This window comes from Phaeodactylibacter xiamenensis (assembly GCF_000759025.1).
GTDB classification, from domain to species: Bacteria; Bacteroidota; Bacteroidia; order Chitinophagales; family Saprospiraceae; genus Phaeodactylibacter; species Phaeodactylibacter xiamenensis.
The window spans coordinates 371,246-391,994 of sequence record NZ_JPOS01000012.1 but is presented as its reverse complement, the minus strand read 5'-3'; the positions used below and the strand labels follow the sequence as shown (position 1 = coordinate 391,994).

General features: G+C 51.7%; 16 protein-coding genes. 6 read left to right on the top strand and 10 right to left on the bottom strand.

Annotated features, from left to right (window positions below; all coding sequences use genetic code 11):
• Window positions 1-11: 11 nt before the first annotated feature.
• From hutI to IX84_RS05255, 3 genes are all read right to left on the bottom strand, one after another.
• The gene (hutI, locus tag IX84_RS05265; protein ID WP_052515786.1) at window positions 12-1,274 is read right to left on the bottom strand and encodes an imidazolonepropionase; all 1,263 of its coding nucleotides are present in this window, start codon (window positions 1,272-1,274) and stop codon (window positions 12-14) included.
• Window positions 1,275-1,407: 133 nt separating this feature from the next.
• Window positions 1,408-2,316: an SPOR domain-containing protein gene (locus IX84_RS05260; protein ID WP_044217139.1), complete on the bottom strand. Its 909-nt coding sequence runs from the start codon at window positions 2,314-2,316 to the stop codon at window positions 1,408-1,410.
• A gap of 401 nt (window positions 2,317-2,717) precedes the next feature.
• Window positions 2,718-3,239 (bottom strand): helix-turn-helix domain-containing protein, encoded by a 522-nt coding sequence (locus tag IX84_RS05255; RefSeq protein ID WP_044217136.1) that lies wholly within the window; start codon window positions 3,237-3,239, stop codon window positions 2,718-2,720.
• A 270-nt stretch (window positions 3,240-3,509) separates the two neighbouring features.
• Here IX84_RS05255 and IX84_RS05250 point away from each other — a divergent pair, with 270 nt between their 5' ends.
• The 3 genes from IX84_RS05250 (at window position 3,510) to IX84_RS05240 (ending at window position 8,020) form a co-directional block, all read left to right on the top strand.
• Window positions 3,510-4,037 (top strand): RNA polymerase sigma factor, encoded by a 528-nt coding sequence (locus IX84_RS05250; RefSeq protein ID WP_044217134.1) that lies wholly within the window; start codon window positions 3,510-3,512, stop codon window positions 4,035-4,037.
• Between the two features lie 172 nt (window positions 4,038-4,209).
• The gene (locus tag IX84_RS05245) at window positions 4,210-6,156 is read left to right on the top strand and encodes a S8 family serine peptidase (RefSeq protein ID WP_044217132.1); all 1,947 of its coding nucleotides are present in this window, start codon (window positions 4,210-4,212) and stop codon (window positions 6,154-6,156) included.
• 1 nt (window position 6,157) lies between these two features.
• A complete protein-coding gene (locus tag IX84_RS05240) occupies window positions 6,158-8,020 on the top strand; it encodes a T9SS type A sorting domain-containing protein (RefSeq protein ID WP_044217130.1) in 1,863 nt (620 codons plus the stop codon).
• Window positions 8,021-8,086: 66 nt separating this feature from the next.
• On the opposite strand, the gene IX84_RS05235 is transcribed toward IX84_RS05240, so the two are convergent.
• From IX84_RS05235 to IX84_RS05210, 5 genes are all read right to left on the bottom strand, one after another.
• Window positions 8,087-10,693 (bottom strand): protein-disulfide reductase DsbD family protein, encoded by a 2,607-nt coding sequence (locus tag IX84_RS05235; RefSeq protein WP_052515770.1) that lies wholly within the window; start codon window positions 10,691-10,693, stop codon window positions 8,087-8,089.
• Between the two features lie 114 nt (window positions 10,694-10,807).
• The gene (locus IX84_RS05230; RefSeq protein WP_044217128.1) at window positions 10,808-11,266 is read right to left on the bottom strand and encodes a protein-disulfide reductase DsbD domain-containing protein; all 459 of its coding nucleotides are present in this window, start codon (window positions 11,264-11,266) and stop codon (window positions 10,808-10,810) included.
• Between the two features lie 220 nt (window positions 11,267-11,486).
• A complete protein-coding gene (locus IX84_RS05225; RefSeq protein WP_044217127.1) occupies window positions 11,487-12,443 on the bottom strand; it encodes a hypothetical protein in 957 nt (318 codons plus the stop codon).
• A 429-nt stretch (window positions 12,444-12,872) separates the two neighbouring features.
• On the bottom strand, window positions 12,873-13,730 hold the full coding sequence (locus tag IX84_RS05215) for an alpha/beta hydrolase family protein (protein WP_044217123.1): 858 nt from the start codon (window positions 13,728-13,730) through the stop codon (window positions 12,873-12,875).
• A gap of 63 nt (window positions 13,731-13,793) precedes the next feature.
• On the bottom strand, window positions 13,794-14,099 hold the full coding sequence (locus IX84_RS05210) for a muconolactone Delta-isomerase family protein (protein WP_044217121.1): 306 nt from the start codon (window positions 14,097-14,099) through the stop codon (window positions 13,794-13,796).
• Window positions 14,100-14,220: 121 nt separating this feature from the next.
• On the opposite strand from IX84_RS05210, the gene IX84_RS05205 reads away from it, so the two are divergent.
• From IX84_RS05205 to IX84_RS05195, 3 genes are all read left to right on the top strand, one after another.
• Window positions 14,221-14,793 (top strand): GrpB family protein, encoded by a 573-nt coding sequence (locus IX84_RS05205; protein WP_160213669.1) that lies wholly within the window; start codon window positions 14,221-14,223, stop codon window positions 14,791-14,793.
• An 80-nt stretch (window positions 14,794-14,873) separates the two neighbouring features.
• Window positions 14,874-16,631 carry a T9SS type A sorting domain-containing protein gene (locus tag IX84_RS05200; protein WP_044217120.1) on the top strand — a complete coding sequence of 586 codons (1,758 nt, stop codon included), beginning with the start codon at window positions 14,874-14,876 and terminating at the stop codon, window positions 16,629-16,631.
• Between the two features lie 346 nt (window positions 16,632-16,977).
• On the top strand, window positions 16,978-18,525 hold the full coding sequence (locus IX84_RS05195) for a hypothetical protein (protein WP_152604918.1): 1,548 nt from the start codon (window positions 16,978-16,980) through the stop codon (window positions 18,523-18,525).
• A 46-nt stretch (window positions 18,526-18,571) separates the two neighbouring features.
• Here the strand turns inward: IX84_RS05195 and murA are convergent, their stop codons facing one another.
• Both murA and IX84_RS05185 read right to left on the bottom strand, forming a co-directional pair.
• Window positions 18,572-19,891 carry a UDP-N-acetylglucosamine 1-carboxyvinyltransferase gene (murA, locus tag IX84_RS05190; protein ID WP_044217116.1) on the bottom strand — a complete coding sequence of 440 codons (1,320 nt, stop codon included), beginning with the start codon at window positions 19,889-19,891 and terminating at the stop codon, window positions 18,572-18,574.
• Window positions 19,892-20,004: 113 nt separating this feature from the next.
• Window positions 20,005-20,733: a DUF4290 domain-containing protein gene (locus IX84_RS05185; protein ID WP_044217114.1), complete on the bottom strand. Its 729-nt coding sequence runs from the start codon at window positions 20,731-20,733 to the stop codon at window positions 20,005-20,007.
• Window positions 20,734-20,749: the final 16 nt, after the last annotated feature.

Sequence of the window (20,749 nt, the reverse complement as noted above, 5' to 3'; positions counted from 1 at the left end):
ATTTAAGTTAGTCAGTCTATAAACACAGACCGCTTATCAACCCGGCACTGCCCATCGATATAGACGCGCTCCACCAGATCAGTGCCGAATGCGTAAGGCAGGTACGCCAACGAGGGCAGGGGAGCAGTAAGTACAAAACTGCCGCGTTTGCCCATGGCTATGCTGCCGAGTTCGGCTTCCAGCTCCATCGCTTTGGCGCCATTCAGCGTGGCGGCACAGATTGCCTCTTCGGGCAACATGCCACACTTCAGGCAAGCCAGGGCCAGCACGAACTGCATCCGTCCGGAAGGGGTTGACCCCGGGTTGTAGTCCGTGGCTAGAGCAACGGGCAAGCCGGCATCAATCAGCTTACGGGCGGGTTGATAGTGTCCTCCAATGAAGAAGGGGGCCGAGGGCAAAAGGGTTGGGATGCTTTGCCCGCTTTTTAGGATTTCCAACTCTGCATCCGAGACGACTTCCAGATGGTCTACCGAAACAGCACCATGGGCTACCGCTGCTTCAATGCCACCCATGCTGTTGAATTGGTTGGTGTGTACTTTGGCTTTCAGCCCGTATTTGGCACCCGCTTCCATGACGCGTTCCATTTCGGCAACGGTAAAGAACCCTTTCTCGCAGAAGGCATCCACGTAATCCGCCAGGTTTTCCTCCGCAATGCGGGGCAGCATTTCGTTGACGATGAGGTCGAGGTAAGCTTTGCGGTCTGATTGGTAAGCCGGCGGCAGGGCATGGGCACCAAGGAAGGTCGCTTTGACAGGGATAGGCGCTTTTTCGCCCAGTCGGCGGATGACCCGGAGCATTTTGAGCTCGCTCTCTACAGTCAGCCCGTAGCCGCTTTTGATTTCAATGGCCCCTGTACCATAGCTGATCACCTCTCGGAGGCGCCCCCATGCAGACTCGAACAGCTCCGCTTCGGAAGCTTCCTGCAACCGGCGGGCAGAGTTGAGAATGCCACCGCCCCGGCGGGCAATTTCTTCGTAGCTGAGCCCTTTGATACGGTCCACGAATTCTTCTTCCCGGCTGCGGGCAAAGACCAGGTGGGTATGGGAGTCGCACCATGCGGGCAAAACAGCACGCCCGCTGCAGTCCACCACTTCGTCAGCTTGGACCGGGCAGGTTTCCATGGGGCCAAAGTTGGCGATCTTGCTTTTTTCGATGAGCAAAAAAGCATCTTCTATTACTGGTATGTGCTGCATGGCAGTGCCGGCATAGGAAGCCTGAGGGTGAGTCTCTGCGAGGGCGAGGAAACGAATATTACGGAGGAGGAGGCTGGACATGGTTCTCAAGTTGGTGAAGGGCAAAAATAAAAAACGGATGCTCTTAAAGAAGAACATCCGTTAAGCTGGGTCGGCCAGCTGGCCTGAAAATACGGGGGGTAAGGCACTTTGCTGGATCAGCTATTCCATTCCATTATTTTTCAATTTCTTTGACAAAGCTGTCGGGGTATCTTGCAGACACTGCTTTTTGGTACTGCTCTGCCTCTGCCCTGGTTTTGAAATCAACAGCACATAACCGGTATACGGTATGTCCATCCTGACTTTTCACAGGAAATACATGGCCCGGTGCTCCGTAGCGTTCAAGGTTGCCTTTTTCCCGGTAAGCGTTCTGATAGTTTGAGAAGACGCCAACCTGCAAGGCAAAGGAGCTTTCCGGGCGGGTTGCTATATGGTTTTGTGGACGGGTATAAATACTAGGGTAGTGTTCCGTATAAGCCGGGCGTACTGTCTGTACCTGGTTTTGAGTCAGGCCTGATTGCTGCCGGGAATAGTCAGCGGCACTGCCGGAAGCAATATCAGGAACCAGCCTCGGCCTGAAGATTTTGCGGTCTACAGCTTTGTAGGCAGCCGGCCACGCATTTCCACCTTTGGCTTTGGCAGGCAAAATACGGTATTCCGGTGTATCGTAGTTGCGAAGCGTAGCCAGCATTTCATTAGCGGTCTGCTTGCCGGTGAGGCCACCGATAAGTTCCCCTTTTGTACTAAAGATTAAGGTAGTGGGCAGCTGATTGATCTCATACTGATGTTGTAAACGGGCACCTTCCGGTTGCTCTATGTCCACTTCAGCTGCCAGGTAATTATTTGAGATATATGCTGCTAACCGTTCGTTGGAGAACGTGTGCTTTTCCATCCAGATACACTGCTCGACATGATCAGCTGTAAAGTGTAAAAAATAAAGTTTGCCTTCTGTTTTTGCTTTTTGCTGGATTTCGAGGTAATCAGACGCTGTAAACTGAAGCGGATTATTAGGTCCCGTAATGGTATCGGCTGCACAAAGGCAGAAGCCGGGCAGCAGCACGGCCAGGGTGAGTAAAATTTTCATAAGATACGGTTTTCGGTAAGTACTAATCTTGACAGGTGTAGTTTTTGTGCACATCATTTGTACGGTCGTTTGAGTAAATAGATTCATATATACAACTCATCTTCCGGCTGGGTAATTACCGAAAAAAGGGTTTTCTCATTGCAACTGAGCTGCGTGGTTAAATCCGGACATATTGAATGCAGGACGCAGCCAGCCCCAAGTGCTGTGGTATATAGTGGTTTGTTCTTAGCTGTGTTCTGTGTTGACTGGTATCAGGAGGAGTGTTGTGCCAAAGTGCCGCTTGAGTAGAATGATCAAGCTGTTTGCAAGAAGTGTTGGGAAAATAACGTTTGTGAATATAAAGATAAGGGAACGTCAAATAACAGTCAAGAATCAGGTGGGAATATTTGAATAAAAAATAATTATTTTCCTTTGATGTGACACTTTACAAAGTCAATTAACGCTTTATGATTCCCTGCCAGTTCTTCTGATGCATCAAAGAGTTCTTCGAATTTCATAGCCGCCATTTGATAGGCTTTTGAGCCGCGCGTCGATTCATCAAGCGAATTGGTCTTATATTCGAAGCAAGTATGTATGCTATTGATTACCTTAAGGAGCTCGTCTGCCCTTTTTGTGAATTGCTCGATCAGTTCAGCTTCATTGGCAGAAGGCGCCTGATAATGATCATTGGCGGCCTGAAGGTTGTCCACCACACTTAAATCCCGCTTGGTCAGGTCAAGAATGGGGACACCGAAGAGGTTGGAGAGTTTCAGCAGGTTACATATCTTGGGTTCTGCACTACCGTTTTCGTAGGAGGCGATATTGCCCCGGTTGAGCCCGATGCGCCTGCCCAGTTCTTCCTGACTGAGTTTCATTTGCTTACGTAAAAAGCGAATGTTCCGATGTAGTAGAATGGTATCTTGTTGTTCCTTAACCAGGCTCATGATTGGATGGCTTTTCCTGCAAAAAGACCGAACGATGAAGTTTACCGTTTTGCATTATTCATTCTAAAATACAAATGAAGCTCCGCATGGTTTAGTTGTGTTAAGATTTTTAACGATTCAGAGGGGCATTGCCATTGAACTGTCAAATCAACTACACCTGCAGCAGAAAGCGCCGTCCGAGGGAAATTTTATTTGCAAAATTGATGTTGGAACTGTAAATTTGTAAATAATAATTACAAAAGCTAATTCATCAAACATAAATCACCGACTATGCTATATACAGTGCAAAATCAGATTCAGGAACAACTGGACAGCATCAGCAGTTCGCTTCGGGCGTTTTCGCTTAAGCTGACCGGCAATCCGGTTGATGCTGAGGATCTGTACCAGGATACAGCAGTCCGCATCATCACCAATGCAGATAAATACAAGCAAGGCACGAACTTCAAAGCCTGGGCGGTGACCATCATGCGTAACATCTTCATCAACAATTACCGTAAGAAGGTGCGCCGTAATATGATCATCGACCAAACGCCCAATAATTATTACCTCAACTCCGGAGATAAAACAGTGGAGAACGATGGGGAAAATAATGTGGCCTACAAAGAGCTGATGAAAATGGTTAACTCTTTACCCGAGGACTTCTGCCGTCCCTTCATGATGGCTTATCAGGGGTATAAGTATGACGAAATTGCAGAGCAACTGGGCTCTCCACTTGGTACCATTAAAAGCCGTATTTTCTTTGCACGCAAAAAGCTGCAAAAAATGTACGCTGAGGCTCAAAAAGAGCGCCGCGCTTAAAAAGTGCCGAAAGATTAATGTTGTTGTAGATAAGCGGGGTTGAGCTATTCAGTAGTTCAACCCCGTTCCTGTTTCTATGCCTTAGGGCAAGCTCCTGTGGTACAAAGGCGCTATTATCCATGAAATATTTCTATATTGGTTATCGGTTACCAAATCCCCGAAAACAAAGCACATGAGCAAACTTAAAGTCCGCAGTGGTAAAGGTGAACTCACCCTCAAAAAAAGTAAAGCCCTGGTGGGGCTGCGCACCGCTGAAGAAAAAACAACCGAAGACCAGCCTTTCGTCAAAAAGGAAGTCCACCAGAACCTGGGCGGTTTCAAAATCGTAAGCCTGAATGCAGAAGGGCAGAATATTGATCAGAAACTGGACGCAGTGCGTACCCGCGATGAAGTAGCCGTAGGCACTCATGTATACTACGCTGAGGGCAGTGACAAGCCTCTTGTTGCTACAGGCGAGCTGTTTATTACCTTTGAAGAGGGCGTGGATGAAGAAGAGCAGGGCATTGTACTGGAAGAGTACAAGCTGGAGCTCGTCGAACGGCGGGACCAACAGCAAATCGTTGCCCGGGTAACAGCAAACTCCCCCAATCCGCTGAAAGTCGCTCACTTGCTGCAGGGAATATCTATGGTGAAGGTCGCTGAGCCTGACCTGGACACGCTGCTCGATGAGTACGAATACCATGAGCCCAACGATGATTTGGTCACTCAGCAGTGGCATTTGCGCAATCGTGGTTACATTCCTGGTGCCAACTACCGCCTGCGGCAGGGGGCTGATGCGAAAGTGTTTGATGCCTGGCGCAGGCTCGATGGCATGGGCTCTGACCGCATTACCATCGCTATTATTGATAATGGCTTTGACGTCAACCATCCGGATTTGAGGACTAAATTATTCCGGCCTTTTGACCTGTGGACCGGTTCTTCCAACATGACGATGGGCGATGCCCGGTTTACACACGGTACGCCCTGTGCAAGTGTTGCCCTTGCGGTAAGCAATGGTCGGGGCATCGTAGGCGCAGCACCGGAATCCCGGTTTATGCCGGTCAATGGCACTTCATTCAGTAACCGGGCTACGGAACAGATGTTTGACTATTGCATGCGCAATGGAGCGGACATCATCAGCTGCAGCTGGGGCACCACAGACCCTAAGTTCAGCCTGGGCAGCATTAAGGAACAGGCGATTGCGAAAGCCGCACGGCAGGGCCGTAATGGCAAGGGCTGCGTCATTCTGTATGCGGTAGGCAACGATGATAAAGATTACGTCAACTTTTATGCCGCGCACCCCGATGTCATCGCGGTGGCTGCCTCCACCAGTAAGGATACCCACGCCAGCTATTCCAACCGGGGGCGGGAAATTGATATTTGTGCACCTTCCAATGGCGATTGGCCAATCCTGGCTGCCCGGGCATCATGGGACCCCGGGCTGAGCTGGGAAACGGGCGTCTACAAGTATTACCGGGACGGGCGTGACCGGGGCCCGCACTACAAGCACTTTGGTGGCACTTCCAGTTCCACCCCTTTGGTTGCTGGTATTTGCGCCCTTATGCTTTCCGCCAATCCTGACCTTACAGCCCGGGAAGTCAAAGAAATCCTTCGCGCTACCGCAGATAAGATTGGCGCTCCATCCGAATACGTCAACGGGCGGTCTTTGAAATATGGCTACGGCAGGGTCAATGCCGATAAAGCAGTAGCAGAAGCCTTGCGCCGGCGTGACCGTCGCGAATCGTCTAATGTGGTGCCACAGCCCACACCAAAGCCTTCTCCCCGCCCAACCCCGTCTCCGTCGCCTGCTCCGTCGCCCTCCCGGGGGAGTGTAGCCCCGCAGGTTTCATCAGGGCAAGGGTTGTTCCGGTTTAAGGTTGCGCCTCAACCGGCTCGGGGCTGGGGGGTGCAGATTGGTGTATTTGGTGATTATGGCAATGTGCTGGTACAGGCAGAAAAGCTGGAGCGGCAGTTTGAGCAGCCCGTTATCGTCAACATCGCCGATCTCAATGGCAAAACGGTTTACAAAGTGATTGTGGGCGCTTTTGATAACTTTGATCAGGCCCGCCGGCTGAATGATCGCGTGAAATCAGAACTAGGACTGAGCACCTTCCCCGCAGACCTTTCAAAAATGGGATAAGATGAAAAATAAAGGGTTCCGGGCGTTGGCGATCCTGCTTGTGGTCGCAATGCCCCTCGCACTGTCGGCTCAACTTGCAGACAGCTGCCGCTTGCGTATTGGTACTAATCTGGCAGGGCCGGCAGACTGGGGCAGCGAATGGCCCTTTGCTGATATTATGAAGTACGGGCGTACCTGGATTACCCACAATGCCTATTGGGTAGACGGGGGCGCGAATGACTGGGACACCGATGTCCTTACCCACATTCCTCTGGATGAGCACGGCTATCCGTTGTCATTGCCGGTAGCGGATATACCTGGTACGGAAGCACCGCAGATCGTCCGGTCTGTTTGGGCAAATACGGAGGCACTGCCGGAAGGGGTATATGTTGTGCTGTACGAAGGTACAGGAGCCTTTGATTTTTGGGGTGATGCCGAAGTGATCACCGCTGTACCTGGCCGGATAGAGGTTGAAGTCACCCCTGGTGTAGCTGATATTATGGCCATGGAGCTAATGGCATCAGCAGCAAACGACCCCGTACGTAATATCCGCTTTTTGCTGCCCGGCACTGAAGCAACCTATACAGGTCAGCCCTGGTCAGAAGCCTGGTTGAGCAAACTGGAGCCGTTCAACGCGCTAAGGTTTATGGACTGGGGGCATACCAACAGCTCGCCCCTTCAGCACTGGGCTGACCGCCCGCAAATAGATGACTACACCTATACGCCTCACGGTATCCCCTATGAGTGGTGGGCCGAAATCTGCAACCTGAAGCAGGCAGATGCATGGGTGTGCATCCCCCACGCTGCTGATGAAGACTATATCCGTCAAATGGCGAGATTATTCCGGGATGAACTGGACCCCAGCCTCGCTATCTATGTGGAATACTCCAATGAAATCTGGAACTGGATCTTCGAACAGACCCACTACTGCCATGACAATGGTGATCAGGAGGTGCCCTGGCCGGAGCGGATCGTCCCCTTTGTACAAAACGCTCTGGATATCTGGACAGAGGAGTTTGAAGGGCAGGAAGACCGGCTCGTGCGGGTGGTGGGCGTACAGCTGTCATGGCAGGACGTAAGCAACCGCATCGTATTCAATATGGAGCCCGGTAGCTTTGATGCCTTTGCACCAGCTGCCTATTTTGGCTTTTCAGATGAGGGCATTGCGGCTTTGGAGGCACTGGGTGCAGCGGCCTCCGCCGGGGATGTCCTGGATTGGGCGCGTGAAGGGATGCTGGGCAGGGCTGTACCGTGGGTAAAGGCGCAGCAGGTGTCTATTGCAGACGAACTGGGGATTCCCATGCTTTTCTACGAAGGCGGGCAGCACCTGACGCCACAGCCCTTTGGCTCCGAGCAACCTTACAATCCGGCATTAGTGGAAGCTCAGTCCCATCCGGGCATGTACGATTTGTATCAGGAATGGTACGATTCGCTGCGCACGCTCTCTGTTGGTCCGGATCCGACTTTGCTTATGAATTTTTCCTTCATCGGGCCAACGAGCGGGCGGTACGGGAGCTGGGGGTTGCTGACGAGTCAGTTTTATCAGGATGCGCCCTATGAGGATGCTCCCAAGTACCGGGCGGTCCTTGACAATATTTCTGACTGTACACCGGCAGTCGCTACCGAGGAGCCTTCATTTCAGTTTTCGGTAAAAGCATTTCCCAACCCGGCAGGAGAATGGTTCTACCTGTCTGCAGGGGTGCCATTCAAAAATACCGTGCAGGTGGGCATCTACAACAGCTTGGGGCAGTGCGTACAGCAGGGTATTTGGCCGGCTGGGCAAAGTCAGTTGCAATGGCAGTGGGGGGCGCTCCCTCCCGGCTGGTACGTAGTGGTGGTGCAGGAAGGAGCACAACACTGGCAGTCCATGGTACTCAGGCAATAACGCATACGCCGCCTGCAGCAAACAGGCTACAGGCGGCGTACGCTTTAACGTCCTTTGGGATCGTGTTTAATTGCTGCCCAGTGGCTTACTGCCTTTCGACGGAGCGTCCGGGTTAAGCCCCTGAAAAGTATTTAGCCCACATTCCAGGAATTCAGCATAATCCTGAACGCCCTCCTTATAGCCGCGGGGTGGGGCAAGGACTTGCTCGTCCGGGCTCATCATGACGTAGAGCGGCTGAGAGTTCTGCTCAAAATTGACGATCTGGAAGTCTGCCCAGAGGTTGCCCACATTGCGCAGCTTCTCCTGGCGAGGGATAGACAGGAGGGTTTCTTCCAGTTCCTTCCGGTCATCCACATAAAGTGAAATGAGCACAAAGTCCTGCTCCAGTTTGTCCTTGACGACATCTTCCACCCAGATGTGCTCTTCGGTCTTACGGCAGTTGACACAGCCATAGCCGGTGAAGTCAAGCAGAATAGGCATATCATTCTCTTTGGCGTAAGCCACGCCCTCTTCGTAGTTTTTGAAGCAGTCCAGGTCATTGGCACACTTCGTAAAGGAAGGGTACTTGGCCTTTATACTTTCGTCTGCCTCTCCTTTGGCTAGCAGGATGTTGTAATTGGCAGGAGGCGCCAGGCCGCTCATAAGCTTTAGGGCATTGTAGCTCTTAGTGTCTTCGTTGTACATGAAGCCGGTGACGAGGTATATGGTGAAGGCCAGCGACAAGGCGGCAAAGCCACCTCGGGTGGGCGATAATTTCTTAACAGGGCTGTCGTGCGGGAATTTGATCCAGCCAAAGAGGTAGGCTGTCATGGCTGCGAAGACCAAAATCCATGCGCCCAGGAATACCTCGTAGGGCAGAATGCCCCAGTGCATCGTCATATCCGCAACCGAGAGGAACTTGAGGGCCAGTGCCAGCTCCAGGAAGCCCAGGACTACTTTCACCGAGTTCATCCAGCCGCCCGAGCGGGGCAGTGAATTGAGCCAGCCGGGGAAAGCTGCAAAAAGTGCAAACGGCAGTGCCAGCGCTGTGGAAAAGCCGAGCATCACCACAAACGGGCCGAGGCTGCTGGTAGCCGATTGTACCAGGGCCGAACCAATGATTGGGCCGGTGCAGGAGAAGGAAACGAGAGCCAGGGTAAAGGCCATAAAGAAAATGCCAATCAGCCCGCCGCGGTCTGCCATGGCGTCACTCTTATTAGCCCAGGAACTGGGCAGGGTGATCTCGTAATACCCAAAGAAAGAAAAGGCAAAGAATAAAAAGATTACGAAGAATAAAGTATTGGCAATCCAGTTGGTCGACAAGGCATTCAGTGCGGTGGCACCGAAAATCCCAGTAATGAGCAAGCCAATAGCCACATAAATCACGATAATAGACAAGCCATAAATCAGTGCATTGCGTACGCCTGCGGCCTTATCCTGAGAACTCTTGGTGAAAAAGCTCACCGTAAGCGGGATCATAGGGAAGACACAGGGCGTCAGCAGAGCTAAAAGGCCACCTGCAAAGCCTAGGACGAAAGTCCAGAGCAGGCTGCTTTCTTCGTCGCTTTGGGCTTCCTTGCCACAGGTTGCTACCGGTGATTTGTGTGTTTCGCGTATGGCAGGCACCGTTTGGTCAATCGCTTTGAGCCCGCTGGCCGGGTCTACCTGTACGATCCCCCCTGCACCGGCTGCCAGGTTGATGGCAAAGTCCACATCGGCAGGGATGCACTCGGCATCATTGCAGGTCATATAAGTCAGATAACCGGTTACAGGCTGAGTGGGGTCCATCGCAACCAGCTGCTGAGTGAAAACCGCGGGGCTTTCTACAAATTTCGTCACTTCTACCTTGAAAACCGGGTCCATTCCTGTTTTAGTCTTTCCGGATTCGGAAATGGCGCCCACCAACTGATACTCGTCGCTGTCTTCAAAGTTGAAAGTGGTTGGCAGCGGGCCGTCATCAGGATTGGTATGGACGGAATAAATCGTCCAGCCCGCTTCGATATCGGCGGTGAAGGTCACTTCGTAGAGGCTATCCTGTAAGAGCTTGCTGCTAAAGGACCACTGCACTGGCTCCTTCATACCCGATGAGGCGCCTGCATCGCTGATCAGTGCATCTTCTGTACCGGAGATGGAAAATTTCGGGGCTGTTTCAGCTGTTGTTTCATCAGTAGCCGGCGCTGTTTCGGTTTGCGCAGACTTGGACTCTGCTGTTACTGGAGCGCTTGCGGTGGGTTTCAGGCTAAAGCTGAAGTCCTCTGCGGATGGTGGCAGGCATTTCTCCGCGTCACAAGCCATGCATTCCACATAGCCAGTAATGGGCTTCCCGAAGTCACTGACCCTGACCCGCTGCGTGAAAGTGGCATATTTCTTAAAGTAGGCCACCGTGATGTTGTCAAACAAAGGCTCAAGCGCTTCCTGACGGTTGTCAGACTCCTTTAGCTTGCCGACGGTCTCAAAATGATCGCCCTCGTCAAAGTAGATGCCGGCAGGGACCGGGCCGAAGACGTCATCGCCGTAAGACTGAAAAGGGGAGTAGGTCTTCCAGCCATCAGCAATATTGGCTTTGAAGACCAGGTCATAGGTGTTCTCACCGGCAGGCTTGGCTTCGAACGACCAGGTAACCGGCGTTTCAACCTGCCCCATCAGCAGGCTTGCCAGGAAAAGTATCGGAAGGAGCAGAAGCGTTTTTTTCATGACTTACATTTAGCTTTGCAAGATTAACAAGGTGTGCGGGAGGTCAGTTGAAGCGCAAAGATAATAACCTTTAGCAGCTTAAATTGTGATCTGGAGTACAATGCCCTGCTTCGGTCACCCGCGGAACGAAAACGCAAAGGGTATTTCTGTAGGGGGCAGGCATTGCTCGTCGTCACAGGTCATAAATTCGATATAACCGCTGACGACTTTTGTCTTCTCGGAAATGACGGCTCTCTGAGTAAAAACGACTTCATTTTTGAACTTCCGGACGTTCATTTGAAAGAGCTCATCCATGCCTTCGATTACCGGGCCGGCTTCCTTGGTCTCACCAATCAGTTGTAAGCCCTCTGCCGGGTCAAATGCAATGGTGGTGGGAATGGGGCCGCCCTCTTCCAGGTCCTGTGCATAGAGGTACCATCCCTTTTGGATTGCGGCAGTAAAGGTCAGGTCAAAGGTGGTATCATTGACCATTTTGGCCTCGAATGCCCAGTTTACTGGCTGGAGCATATCTTGCTGTGCTGTAAGCTGTACTGTTCCCCATCCAAGGAGCAAACACAAAAGGAGGTATTTCATAGTCTGGCTTTGTATTATGATGAATACGGTAAATTTACACGCTACCATGATAAGTTACTGAAGCTCAGCAAGGCAATAATAAAAGTTTAACAGTTGAGGAGGGTCCGGGAAGAGGGAGGTCTTGATGTGGGCTGCTGCTATGTGGAATGACGGACGGCGGTGGCTGTTTTTACATCAGTAAAGGGGCCAGTATTTGCGCGCTCCAAACCGCACAAGAGAGCTACAGATCCGGGAAAATCATAGGCTGGAACTGCAGGGCCAGAGCAATCACGAGTAACAGGAGGTGCAGGACTTCGGCCATGCGGCCAGGCATACGCACAAAGTTGAGGGAGAGCAGCAGTCCGATAGGCGCTGCTGTAATCAGCAAGTGGTCAAGTTGGATGTCGGCCTGAAAGACCAGGCTCAGCGTAGTAATAATCAGGCCCCAGTATACGATGCTGATCTTGCGCTGCACTTCAATATTTTGCTTCAGCATATAGCTGCGGTGGCTGAACAGCACCACAAGCACCAATGCGCTCATAATGCCAAGGTCACGATATACCCGTGCCGGCGCTGCCGCCACATAGCTTAGCCATTCAAAGCTGTTGCTCAGCATTTGCAGGTATGCCGGGTACCAGCCGTTCCAAAAAGCCCATGCTCCGGTGAGGAATACCGGGACAAAAAGCCCCGTAATGGCCATCAGCCGCTCCCGCACCTTAAAGGCGCGCAGAATATTGAGCCCCGAAAAACCGAATAACAGCAGGAGCAGGAAAGAGGGATAAAATAAGAAACCCACACCTGACCAGAACCCGATGTTGAAAATCCGGTCGGCCGCCCTGTTATTTTTGTAAGTGGCAAAGACTTCCCCCATCACAATCAGAAAAAAGGTATTGCCCATTAAGACAGGTGAGAGGTAATGAAAGGAGGGAAGCAGACTACAGATCAGCACATAGAAAACACCGGGAAACAAACTGACTTCACTGGCCAGCCGGTGTTCCATGACCAGGTAATTCAGATAAAAGCCCTGTAGCAACAACAGCACCATCGCAACAATGGATGGCAACTGCCCACTGTGCCCGATCCAGTCGTAAACCCAGATGGAGAAAGGTCCGGCACCGTGAGGTGCCATATCAACCGGCACAAAAAATACAGAACCTCGCACAAGCAGGATGTAAAATGCGAGCAGTACACTCGCCATAAGCTGGTTGGATCTGAATATGGCTAACACAGCAATTCGTTCTGTTGATGCTCAAAAGTACCGAATTCAGCCTAATGCTAAAAACGAAAACCCACACTACTGCCTGGGAACCAAGATAAATCGAGTGATTAAAGGGAGCAGATGGTTTTTTTGAAAACCCGGATCAGGTTTAAATATCTGTTTTTCAGATAATTAGGTAGATCTGGAATAGAAAAATAAAAAAAGTGCCTTTTCTTTTGTGGAAAATTGGCGGGCGTGCACTCTTATCTACAAAACCACCAAGAAAACACTTTTGAACCTTGTATAACCCCAAGGGCTCACTTATCAATCCCTGCAAATTTTGAGAGAGTAACCCCAAAAAACCAAATCTCTCCAGATTCGTTCTCAATTTGCTAAACCCGGCGTCCCAGCCGGGTTTTTTGTTGGCGTTTATCGGTGCAGGCTTTTTAAAAACCGTAGCGATTGTTCGACCAATTCCCGGCTATGGGCAGGTAAGGCCTTCTGCTCAAAAGGGTGCTGCCCGCCAAAGACGTGGTCTGCGCCCTCGATCAGGTGCAGCCGGGCATCTGTTTTGCCCTCTTTCAGTGCCTCCGCAGCCGAGGCCGGCACTGCCGGGTCTGCTGTGCCGTGCAGGATCAGCATGGGGATATCCAGCCGCTGAAGCGCCCGCTTTACATCCATAGCTTCCTCCCGGGCTTTGTAGTCGCGGTACATTTGAAAATAGATGGGCATTTGTTGCCCGGTCCGCCCATTGACCACTTCATATTGGCCGTCTGCTTCCCACTTTGCCATCATGCCTGGCGTTTTCCAGGCATAATCCAGGCTGGCAACCGAAGCCCAGGTCAGCAGGCTCGAAATCCGCTCATCCTGGGAGGCGTAAATGATTGAAATTGCACCTCCCCGGCTGTGACCGATCAGGTGAATGCGCCCAAGGTCGGCTTCTTCAGCGGGCAGCCTTTCATCACCGTGGTGCAGCCAGGTGAGTACGGCCTGCAGGTCATTCAGTTCCTTGGAGTAGTTGTTCTGCCCAAATGCTTCGAGGTCAGCAAAGTCGGTTGGCGCAGCCAGCGTCGTGCCGTTGTGCGAAAAGTTGAATTTGATAAAAACAAAACCGGCTTCCGCAAACCGCCGGGCAATAAGGTCCCAGTGGCCCCAGTCTTTGAAGCCTTTAAAGCCGTGGGCGAACAGCACAATAGGCTTGGGCTGGCTGCTTGGCACGTAGTACGCATCAAGCAGAAACGGGCGGGCAGCTGCCCCGGTGAGTTGCAGATTGCGGAGGATTTGCATGGAAGTTTTACAGAGGAAACAGGGCAGATGGGGGCGCTGGTTCAAACCGTTGGCTGCCAAAAATTAGTTGAGCGAAAAAGCAGGTGCCGCCTCAGCCGTATTGAAAGAAGTCAGTTGATTGATTTCCACTTGCATGAAGGGCGTGAGCGGGAAGTCCGCCAGCATTTCCAGCACCTCCATTTCGGAGTTGGCATTAAAGATGGCCCAGAGCTTGGCACTTTCCAGCGCGAGGGCATAGTTCACCAGGGAGCCTTCCGACAGGTAGCGGTCCACCACAGCCCGCTGATAGGGGATGAGGTCTGTGAATTCGGTGGAGAGTTCCTCCGGGAGCGTAAAGTCTACCATGAACTGACTGGTCGGGTTGATCATGCCACTTTTTTTGCAAACATACTCAAATTCAGAGGCTTTGTGTGCCGGATGAGGCCGAAACCCGCTCGCTTTGCGTTCAATCTGACAATTCTGATCCCTAAGAATGTGCTATATTCGGCCCATGGCAGTACGTGTGATGATAGAACCTTACAGCGCCGATTGGGCAGTGGCTTTCCAGCAGGAGCAGGGGCGTTTGGAAGCCTGTCTTACTGCTTGGTCGCCCGAAGTGCAGCACATCGGCAGCACAGCAGTGGAAGGGCTGGGCGGGAAGCCCGTCATTGACATCATGGTGGGCTTTTCGGATGAAGAAAGCCTAAGTGCTGCCGTGGATCCACTGTTGAAAGCAGGCTACTGTTATTATCCCTGTTTTGAGGAGCCTCCTTTCCGCGACCGGCGTTTCCTGGCCCGGTTGCAGGATTTTCCGGCTACTGTTTTTGAAAGCCCGGAGGACTTCCCTGACCGGGTTGCCCATCCGCCTGTTTTCCATCTTCATCTGCTACGGCACGGCTCTCCTTTCTGGCAACGGCACCTGGCTTTCCGCGATTACCTCCGGCGGCACCCGATCACCCGCGATGCCTACTACCGTATGAAAGTCAAGCTGGCTAAGGGCGTTTGGGAAAGCCATAACGATTACGCCAAAGCCAAAACCGCGTTTATCCGCCGGGTGGAGCGCCTGGCGGAGCTGGAGGGCTGAAGCTATTCAGGAACCTGACTTTAGCGATACTTTTTCCTTGCACATCAGGCGGTAATTTTGCATTTTTCCTCAAAAAAACGATGCGCCCCTTCTTTCTGCTCTGCTTTTGCAGCTGTTTTGGATTTCTTTTTGGGCAGGATTTCACGCCCAAATATGAGCATTTTCATGGCAATAACCTCCGTTTCAGCGTAAGCTCGGATGGGCGGCTTTTTCACGGAGGCAGGGAAGGCGATTTGAGGCTCGACTACCTGGAAGACCGGGGCGATTACGCCAGTAGTTTGCAATTTGCCGGGCTTTGGATGGGAGCGCTTAATGCGGTTGGCTCAATATACACCACCGTCCATATGGAGGATGACGAGGAAAACGGCTTTTGGCCAGGCATTGCTTTTTCCAACCTTGAAGGAGCAATGCAAGATTCTATTCTGGAAGGCACCAACAACGTTTGGCGGGTCACCCGCGCCGAAATCCTTAAACATCAGCGCGATTATGCGGATAACGGTAAGATTGATAACCCGCAACCTGCTATTTATGCCTGGCCGGGGACGCGCAACCCCCATTTCGGGTCCTATAACAACAATACAACAGAACTGCCTGCCGAATTACTTGGACTGGCGCCCTTCTGGGATGAAGATGCCGACGGGGTCTACAATCCGGATAATGGGGATCACCCGGTACACGATGAGTCTACATTATGTGGAACAATAAGGACCATGCCTGACGAAATCTTCTGGGTACCTTTTCATAATTTCAAGCCTGCCGCTTTTCTTAACGAAGGCTACAGCGGGCTACAGTTTTACCTGACCGGCACGATTTACTACTGTGGTCGTAACCGCTTTGCTGAAGAAGCCAGGAGTGCGGAGATGAGCCATACGGTCTTTCTCGATTACAGGTTTCAGCTTAAGGGGCTAACGCCATTGGATTCCATGTACATCGGGCTGCTTATGGACCATGGCCCGGAGTGTGGCCCCGGAGGTTACCTGGGCTCCAAGCCGGAACAGGAGCTACTGTATTTTTACAACACCCAGCAACCTATGGCCTCCGGTTGCGAGGTGACAGAAGCGGTAGGTTGCACGGTGGTAAATCGTCCTTTCAGGAGGCTGCCAAGTCCTGATGGTGGGGATACGGTGATTGAATCGCGCTTTCAAAACTTCATCCAATTGTTTCCGGAGGGAGAAGAGCCTACCGCAGGGCAGCGCTTCCCGCAAATCCCATTTGAAGTATACCGCTGCCTGAATGGGCAATGGCGGGACGGTACGCCCATAACTTACGGCGAACAAGGATATGAGGCACCTGGGAATATGGTAAGTGCCATCTTCCCTGATTTTCCTGGTGAAGGATCCGGGTGGTCTGAACTCGCGGTAGGCAATAGCCCCGGCCGCAGGATGGGCCTGATGTCCGTTGGGCCCTTACAGTTGAACCCGTTAGGGCTCAATCAATTTAAGGTAGCTCTTCAGGTCAGCCGTCCCTACTTCACGGACGAACCGCTTAATTTGTTTTTCGCAGATGCGGAGGCGATAAGCTATTGGGACGATTGCTTTCCGCCTATCTACCAAGGCTGCGTGCAGGAAGACCTCACCCCTCCGGAACCAGAGGAGCCACCGGTTGAGCCTGCACTTTTTCTCTGGCCCAACCCGACCCGCTCCATCGTCACCCTCAATGCAAGGGGCATACCAATCTACTGGTACCGCATTTACAATACCAAAGGACAGCTGATGTACGCCAATGATGCACCGGATGAGGTGGAACAGGTGCCGGTCAGTGGCTGGCAGACCGGCGTGTATTTTGTGCAGGCCGGCTGGGGCGGCGAGGTGGTGACGCGGAAGCTGCTGGTGCGGTAGGGGGGTAGTAAAAGGGGCATTAATGGAATTTTGATTAGGTTGTCCCGTCTGAGTTTCTGTACCTCTTTGGTGTTTTGCCATTTTGCAATGTTTTTCCTGAGAAAACTTTGAAAATATTTGGAAATATCGCGGGGGGGGGTATCTTGCATCTGATTGAATGAACATTGCGGCACAAAATTTCAGAATAGGGTCAGATCGATAAGTTTTATTGCCTGACCTGGAATGTAGTTTCTTTCTAATGAATGCACGCGCTGGCGCTTACTAAAATTGTATGAAGCGTGTTTTTTTTGGACTTTTTTTAGGCATCAACCTGGCTTGCACGGGCCAGGTACATTAATTTTTGAACATGCGAACTTTTTTGACTTTACTCTGCTGTATGGCCGGATTTACCTCCAACCTATCCGCCCAAAAACACGACTACACCTGGCTGTTCAGTGAACAATACATCCTCAGCAATGACTGGGGGGAAGCGTCTATGCTCGACTTTAACTCAAGCCCCCCTGTCATTAGTGCACCGGACAGTGTGCAGATGATTTTTGGGGGCACCAATTTTACCATGAGCAATGCGGAAGGAGAACTAATTTTTTATACCAATGGGTGCGAAGTACATAATGCCCGGCACCAACTTATGGAAAATGGGGATGGAATTAATCCTGGTGACGTACATAACAATCAATGTGATGAAAGCCAACATTCGCCCGGTTATACTGTACCATTTCAGGGTGCATTAGCCATACCAGTGCCTGGTGACACTAATCTTTATTATCTCTTTCATATACGGTCTGCCTATGATCCGATCCAAGGGGCTCCGTATGGCGCACTTATTCAATTATTGTACACCGTTGTTGATGATGCACAAAATGGAGGGAACGGATCTATATTAGAAAAAAACACAGTCTTGATAGATAATTCTGAAAGCTTTAACTCCTTAGGTGAGATCACAGCGGTCAAACATGCCAATGGAGAAGACTGGTGGGTGGTTTGCCCTGAAAAGGTAGGCAATAAGTACTATTTTTTCCTGCTCACTTCAGATGGGGTTACCTTTAGCCATGAACAGGAAATCGGGCACGCTCAAACTGGATATTCATGGGGACAAACGGTTTTTTCTCCTGATGGGTCTCAGTTTGCCTACCGCAGCAATAATGAAAATGACGGGGTCCGCCTTTTTGACTTTGACCGTAGTATAGGGCAGTTTAGCAACCCTAGGTTTTTTCCAATGCCTGAGGATTATAGATGGCAGGCAGGTACTGCTTTTTCTCCCAGTGGTCAGTATCTTTATGCCGGTAGCAATCTAGAGCTGTACCAATTTGACCTTTGGTCCTCTGACATTGAAGCGAGCCGCACTCTCATAGACACTTACGATGGGTACGCGGACCCTATACCTACTCACTTTTCAAATATGCAATTAGGACCGGATTGTAGAATTTATGTCTTTTGCTCAAGTTGCACTACGATCCACGTAATCCATAATCCGGACGAAGGAGGAACAGACTGTAACTTCGAGCAGAACGCCATTCAGTTGCCCTTTGGCATGCGGCAGGTATCCAACTCTATTTACCCCAACTACCGCCTAGGGTCCATTGACAATCCCGGTGAGCCCTGTGACCCTGGTATTGTTAATAGCTCCAACACACTGCTTCCTGCGAAGGGCATTTCCCTTTTCCCCAACCCTTCGTCAGGGGAGGCTATCCATCTTCAAACCGGCTGGAGGGAAGCCAGCTCGATAGAAGCCATACTTTTTAATGCCCTTGGGCAACCGGTATGGCAACGTACCCTGGAGCTCTTCGGCGGCAATGCCACCTTCCAACTGGGCAACTTACCGGAAGGTTGGTATCAGTTGAGCCTCCGGGCGGAAGGGGAGCAAAACGTTATTCCGCTAATGATACAGCGGTAGGGCTTTTCTGAAAAACGAAGGCTCCAATTAGCGCTATGAAGGTACCTTACCCCTCCACCCGCTCAATCCGGGCACCCAGCGCCCTCAGCCGCGCATCAATCTGCTCATAGCCCCGGTCGATCTGATGGATGTTGTGGATAACGCTCTTGCCCTTTGCCGAAAGGGCCGCAATCAGCAGGGCTACCCCGGCACGGATATCCGGTGAGGACATTTCGATGCCCCGGAGCTGGTTTTTCCGCCCCAGCCCGATGACGGTAGCCCGGTGCGGGTCGCAGAGAATGATCTGTGCGCCCATGTCGATGAGTTTATCCACAAAAAACAGGCGGCTTTCAAACATCTTTTGGTGGATGAGCACGCTGCCCTTGGCTTGTGTGGCGATGACCAGCATAATACTCATCAGGTCGGGCGTAAAGCCGGGCCAGGGGGCATCGTAGATGGTCATGATGGAGCCATCGATAAAGGTTTGTATCTCGTAGGTGTCCTGCTGCGGGATGCGGATGTTGTCGCCTTCGAAGTCGAGCTTGATGCCCATGCGCTCGAATGCAGTGGGGATGATGCCCAGCTGATCTATCCGGGCATCTTTGATGGTGATGTCTGACTGGGTCATGGCCGCCAGACCGATGAAAGAGCCAATCTCAATCATATCGGGCAGGAGGCGGTGTTCGGTGCCTTTTAGTTCGTTTACCCCTTCTATCGTCAGTAGATTGGAGCCGATGCCTTCGATTTTGGCGCCCATTTGCACCAGCATGCGGCAGAGTTGCTGCACATAGGGCTCGCAGGCGGCATTGTAAATTTGCGTGGTGCCCGTAGCGAGAACGGCGGCCATCACTACGTTGGCGGTTCCCGTGACGGAAATCTCGTCCATCAGCAAGTAGGTGCCTTTCAGCCCTTCCGGCGCGGTAACAGAGTACTGCCGTTTGTCGGATTCGTAGTCGAAATGTGCACCGAGCTTTTGGAGCCCAACGAAGTGGGTATCCAATCTGCGTCGGCCGATTTTGTCGCCGCCTGGTTGTGGGAGAAAAGCCTGTCCGTACCGGGCCAGCAGTGGCGCAATAAGCATGACAGAGCCCCGGATGCGGCTGGCATCCCGGCGGAATTCCGGTGTTTCAAAGAAGCCAAGGTCTATAGCATCGGCCTGAAGCTGATAGGAGTGGGGGCTTTTTTGTTCCACCTTTACGCCCAGCCCGCGCAGCAGGTCGAGCAGGCGGTTGACATCAAGGATGTTGGGGAGATTGGAAAGGGTGACCGGTTCAGTGGTCAGGAGGGTGGCACAAAGCACCTGAAGGGCTTCATTTTTGGCACCCTGTGGGGTGATGTTTCCGCTCAGTGGCAAACCACCGTGCACTTCGAAGGCATCGAAAGACATAGCGTTGTTTTGGTTTTACCGCAAAGGTAAGCCCAAAAAGGAGGAAAGTCGAATGTAAGAAGAGATTACTGTTCCCGAAACAGTAATCATTTCGGGAACAGGACCGAGGTCATCTAGCGTTTGCTACGGCGGTAATTGCTGCGCCCTCCGCGGGAGCTGCCACCACCGGAACGCCCGCCTCTGGAGCGGCCACCACCGGACCGTTTGTTGTTGGAGCGGCGGCGGTTGTTGTTGGTGTTATTACTATTGGTGATGTTGTTGTTGCTGCCTTTAGCGAGGTTTTCGATATTCTCGTCCTCATCCATGGTCAGCTCGCCTTTAGACAAACCTTTAAGGTCAGACTTGATGACTTCATCACTAACATAGTGCTCCTTGTTCCAGGTGCGGTAGGCCAGCTTCATGTAAGAACCAATAGTAGCGACAAAGCCGTCCCGCTTGGGGCCTTCCGGCATTTCCTTTGCTTTTTTGATGAGCTCCTGCACGTTATGGCCATAGTGACGGTAGCGCGCTTCCCAAACCGGGTAAGGAACCTGTTCGGGGCGCTTGCGGTGCTCCTCTTCAGTAGGGGGCTCACCGTAGGGGTAATCTACATCAAGGTCGTATTCTGCAATGCGGTAGACGTGCTTCCAAAGGCGCTCGCGGTAATCTTCGATACTGCGGCTCTGCGGGTGCATCATCTGCATCATGTCGATGATCTTTTCGATGTGAGCCTGCCGCTCAGCTTTGTCCTCTAATGCCTTCGCATAGTGGATCATTTTCTGCACATTACGCCCGTATTCCGGGATGATGAGGTGCTCTCGGTTAGAGTTATACTCCATCCCGATTTTGTTCGGATCGTTCATAAAAATTCGTTGACGT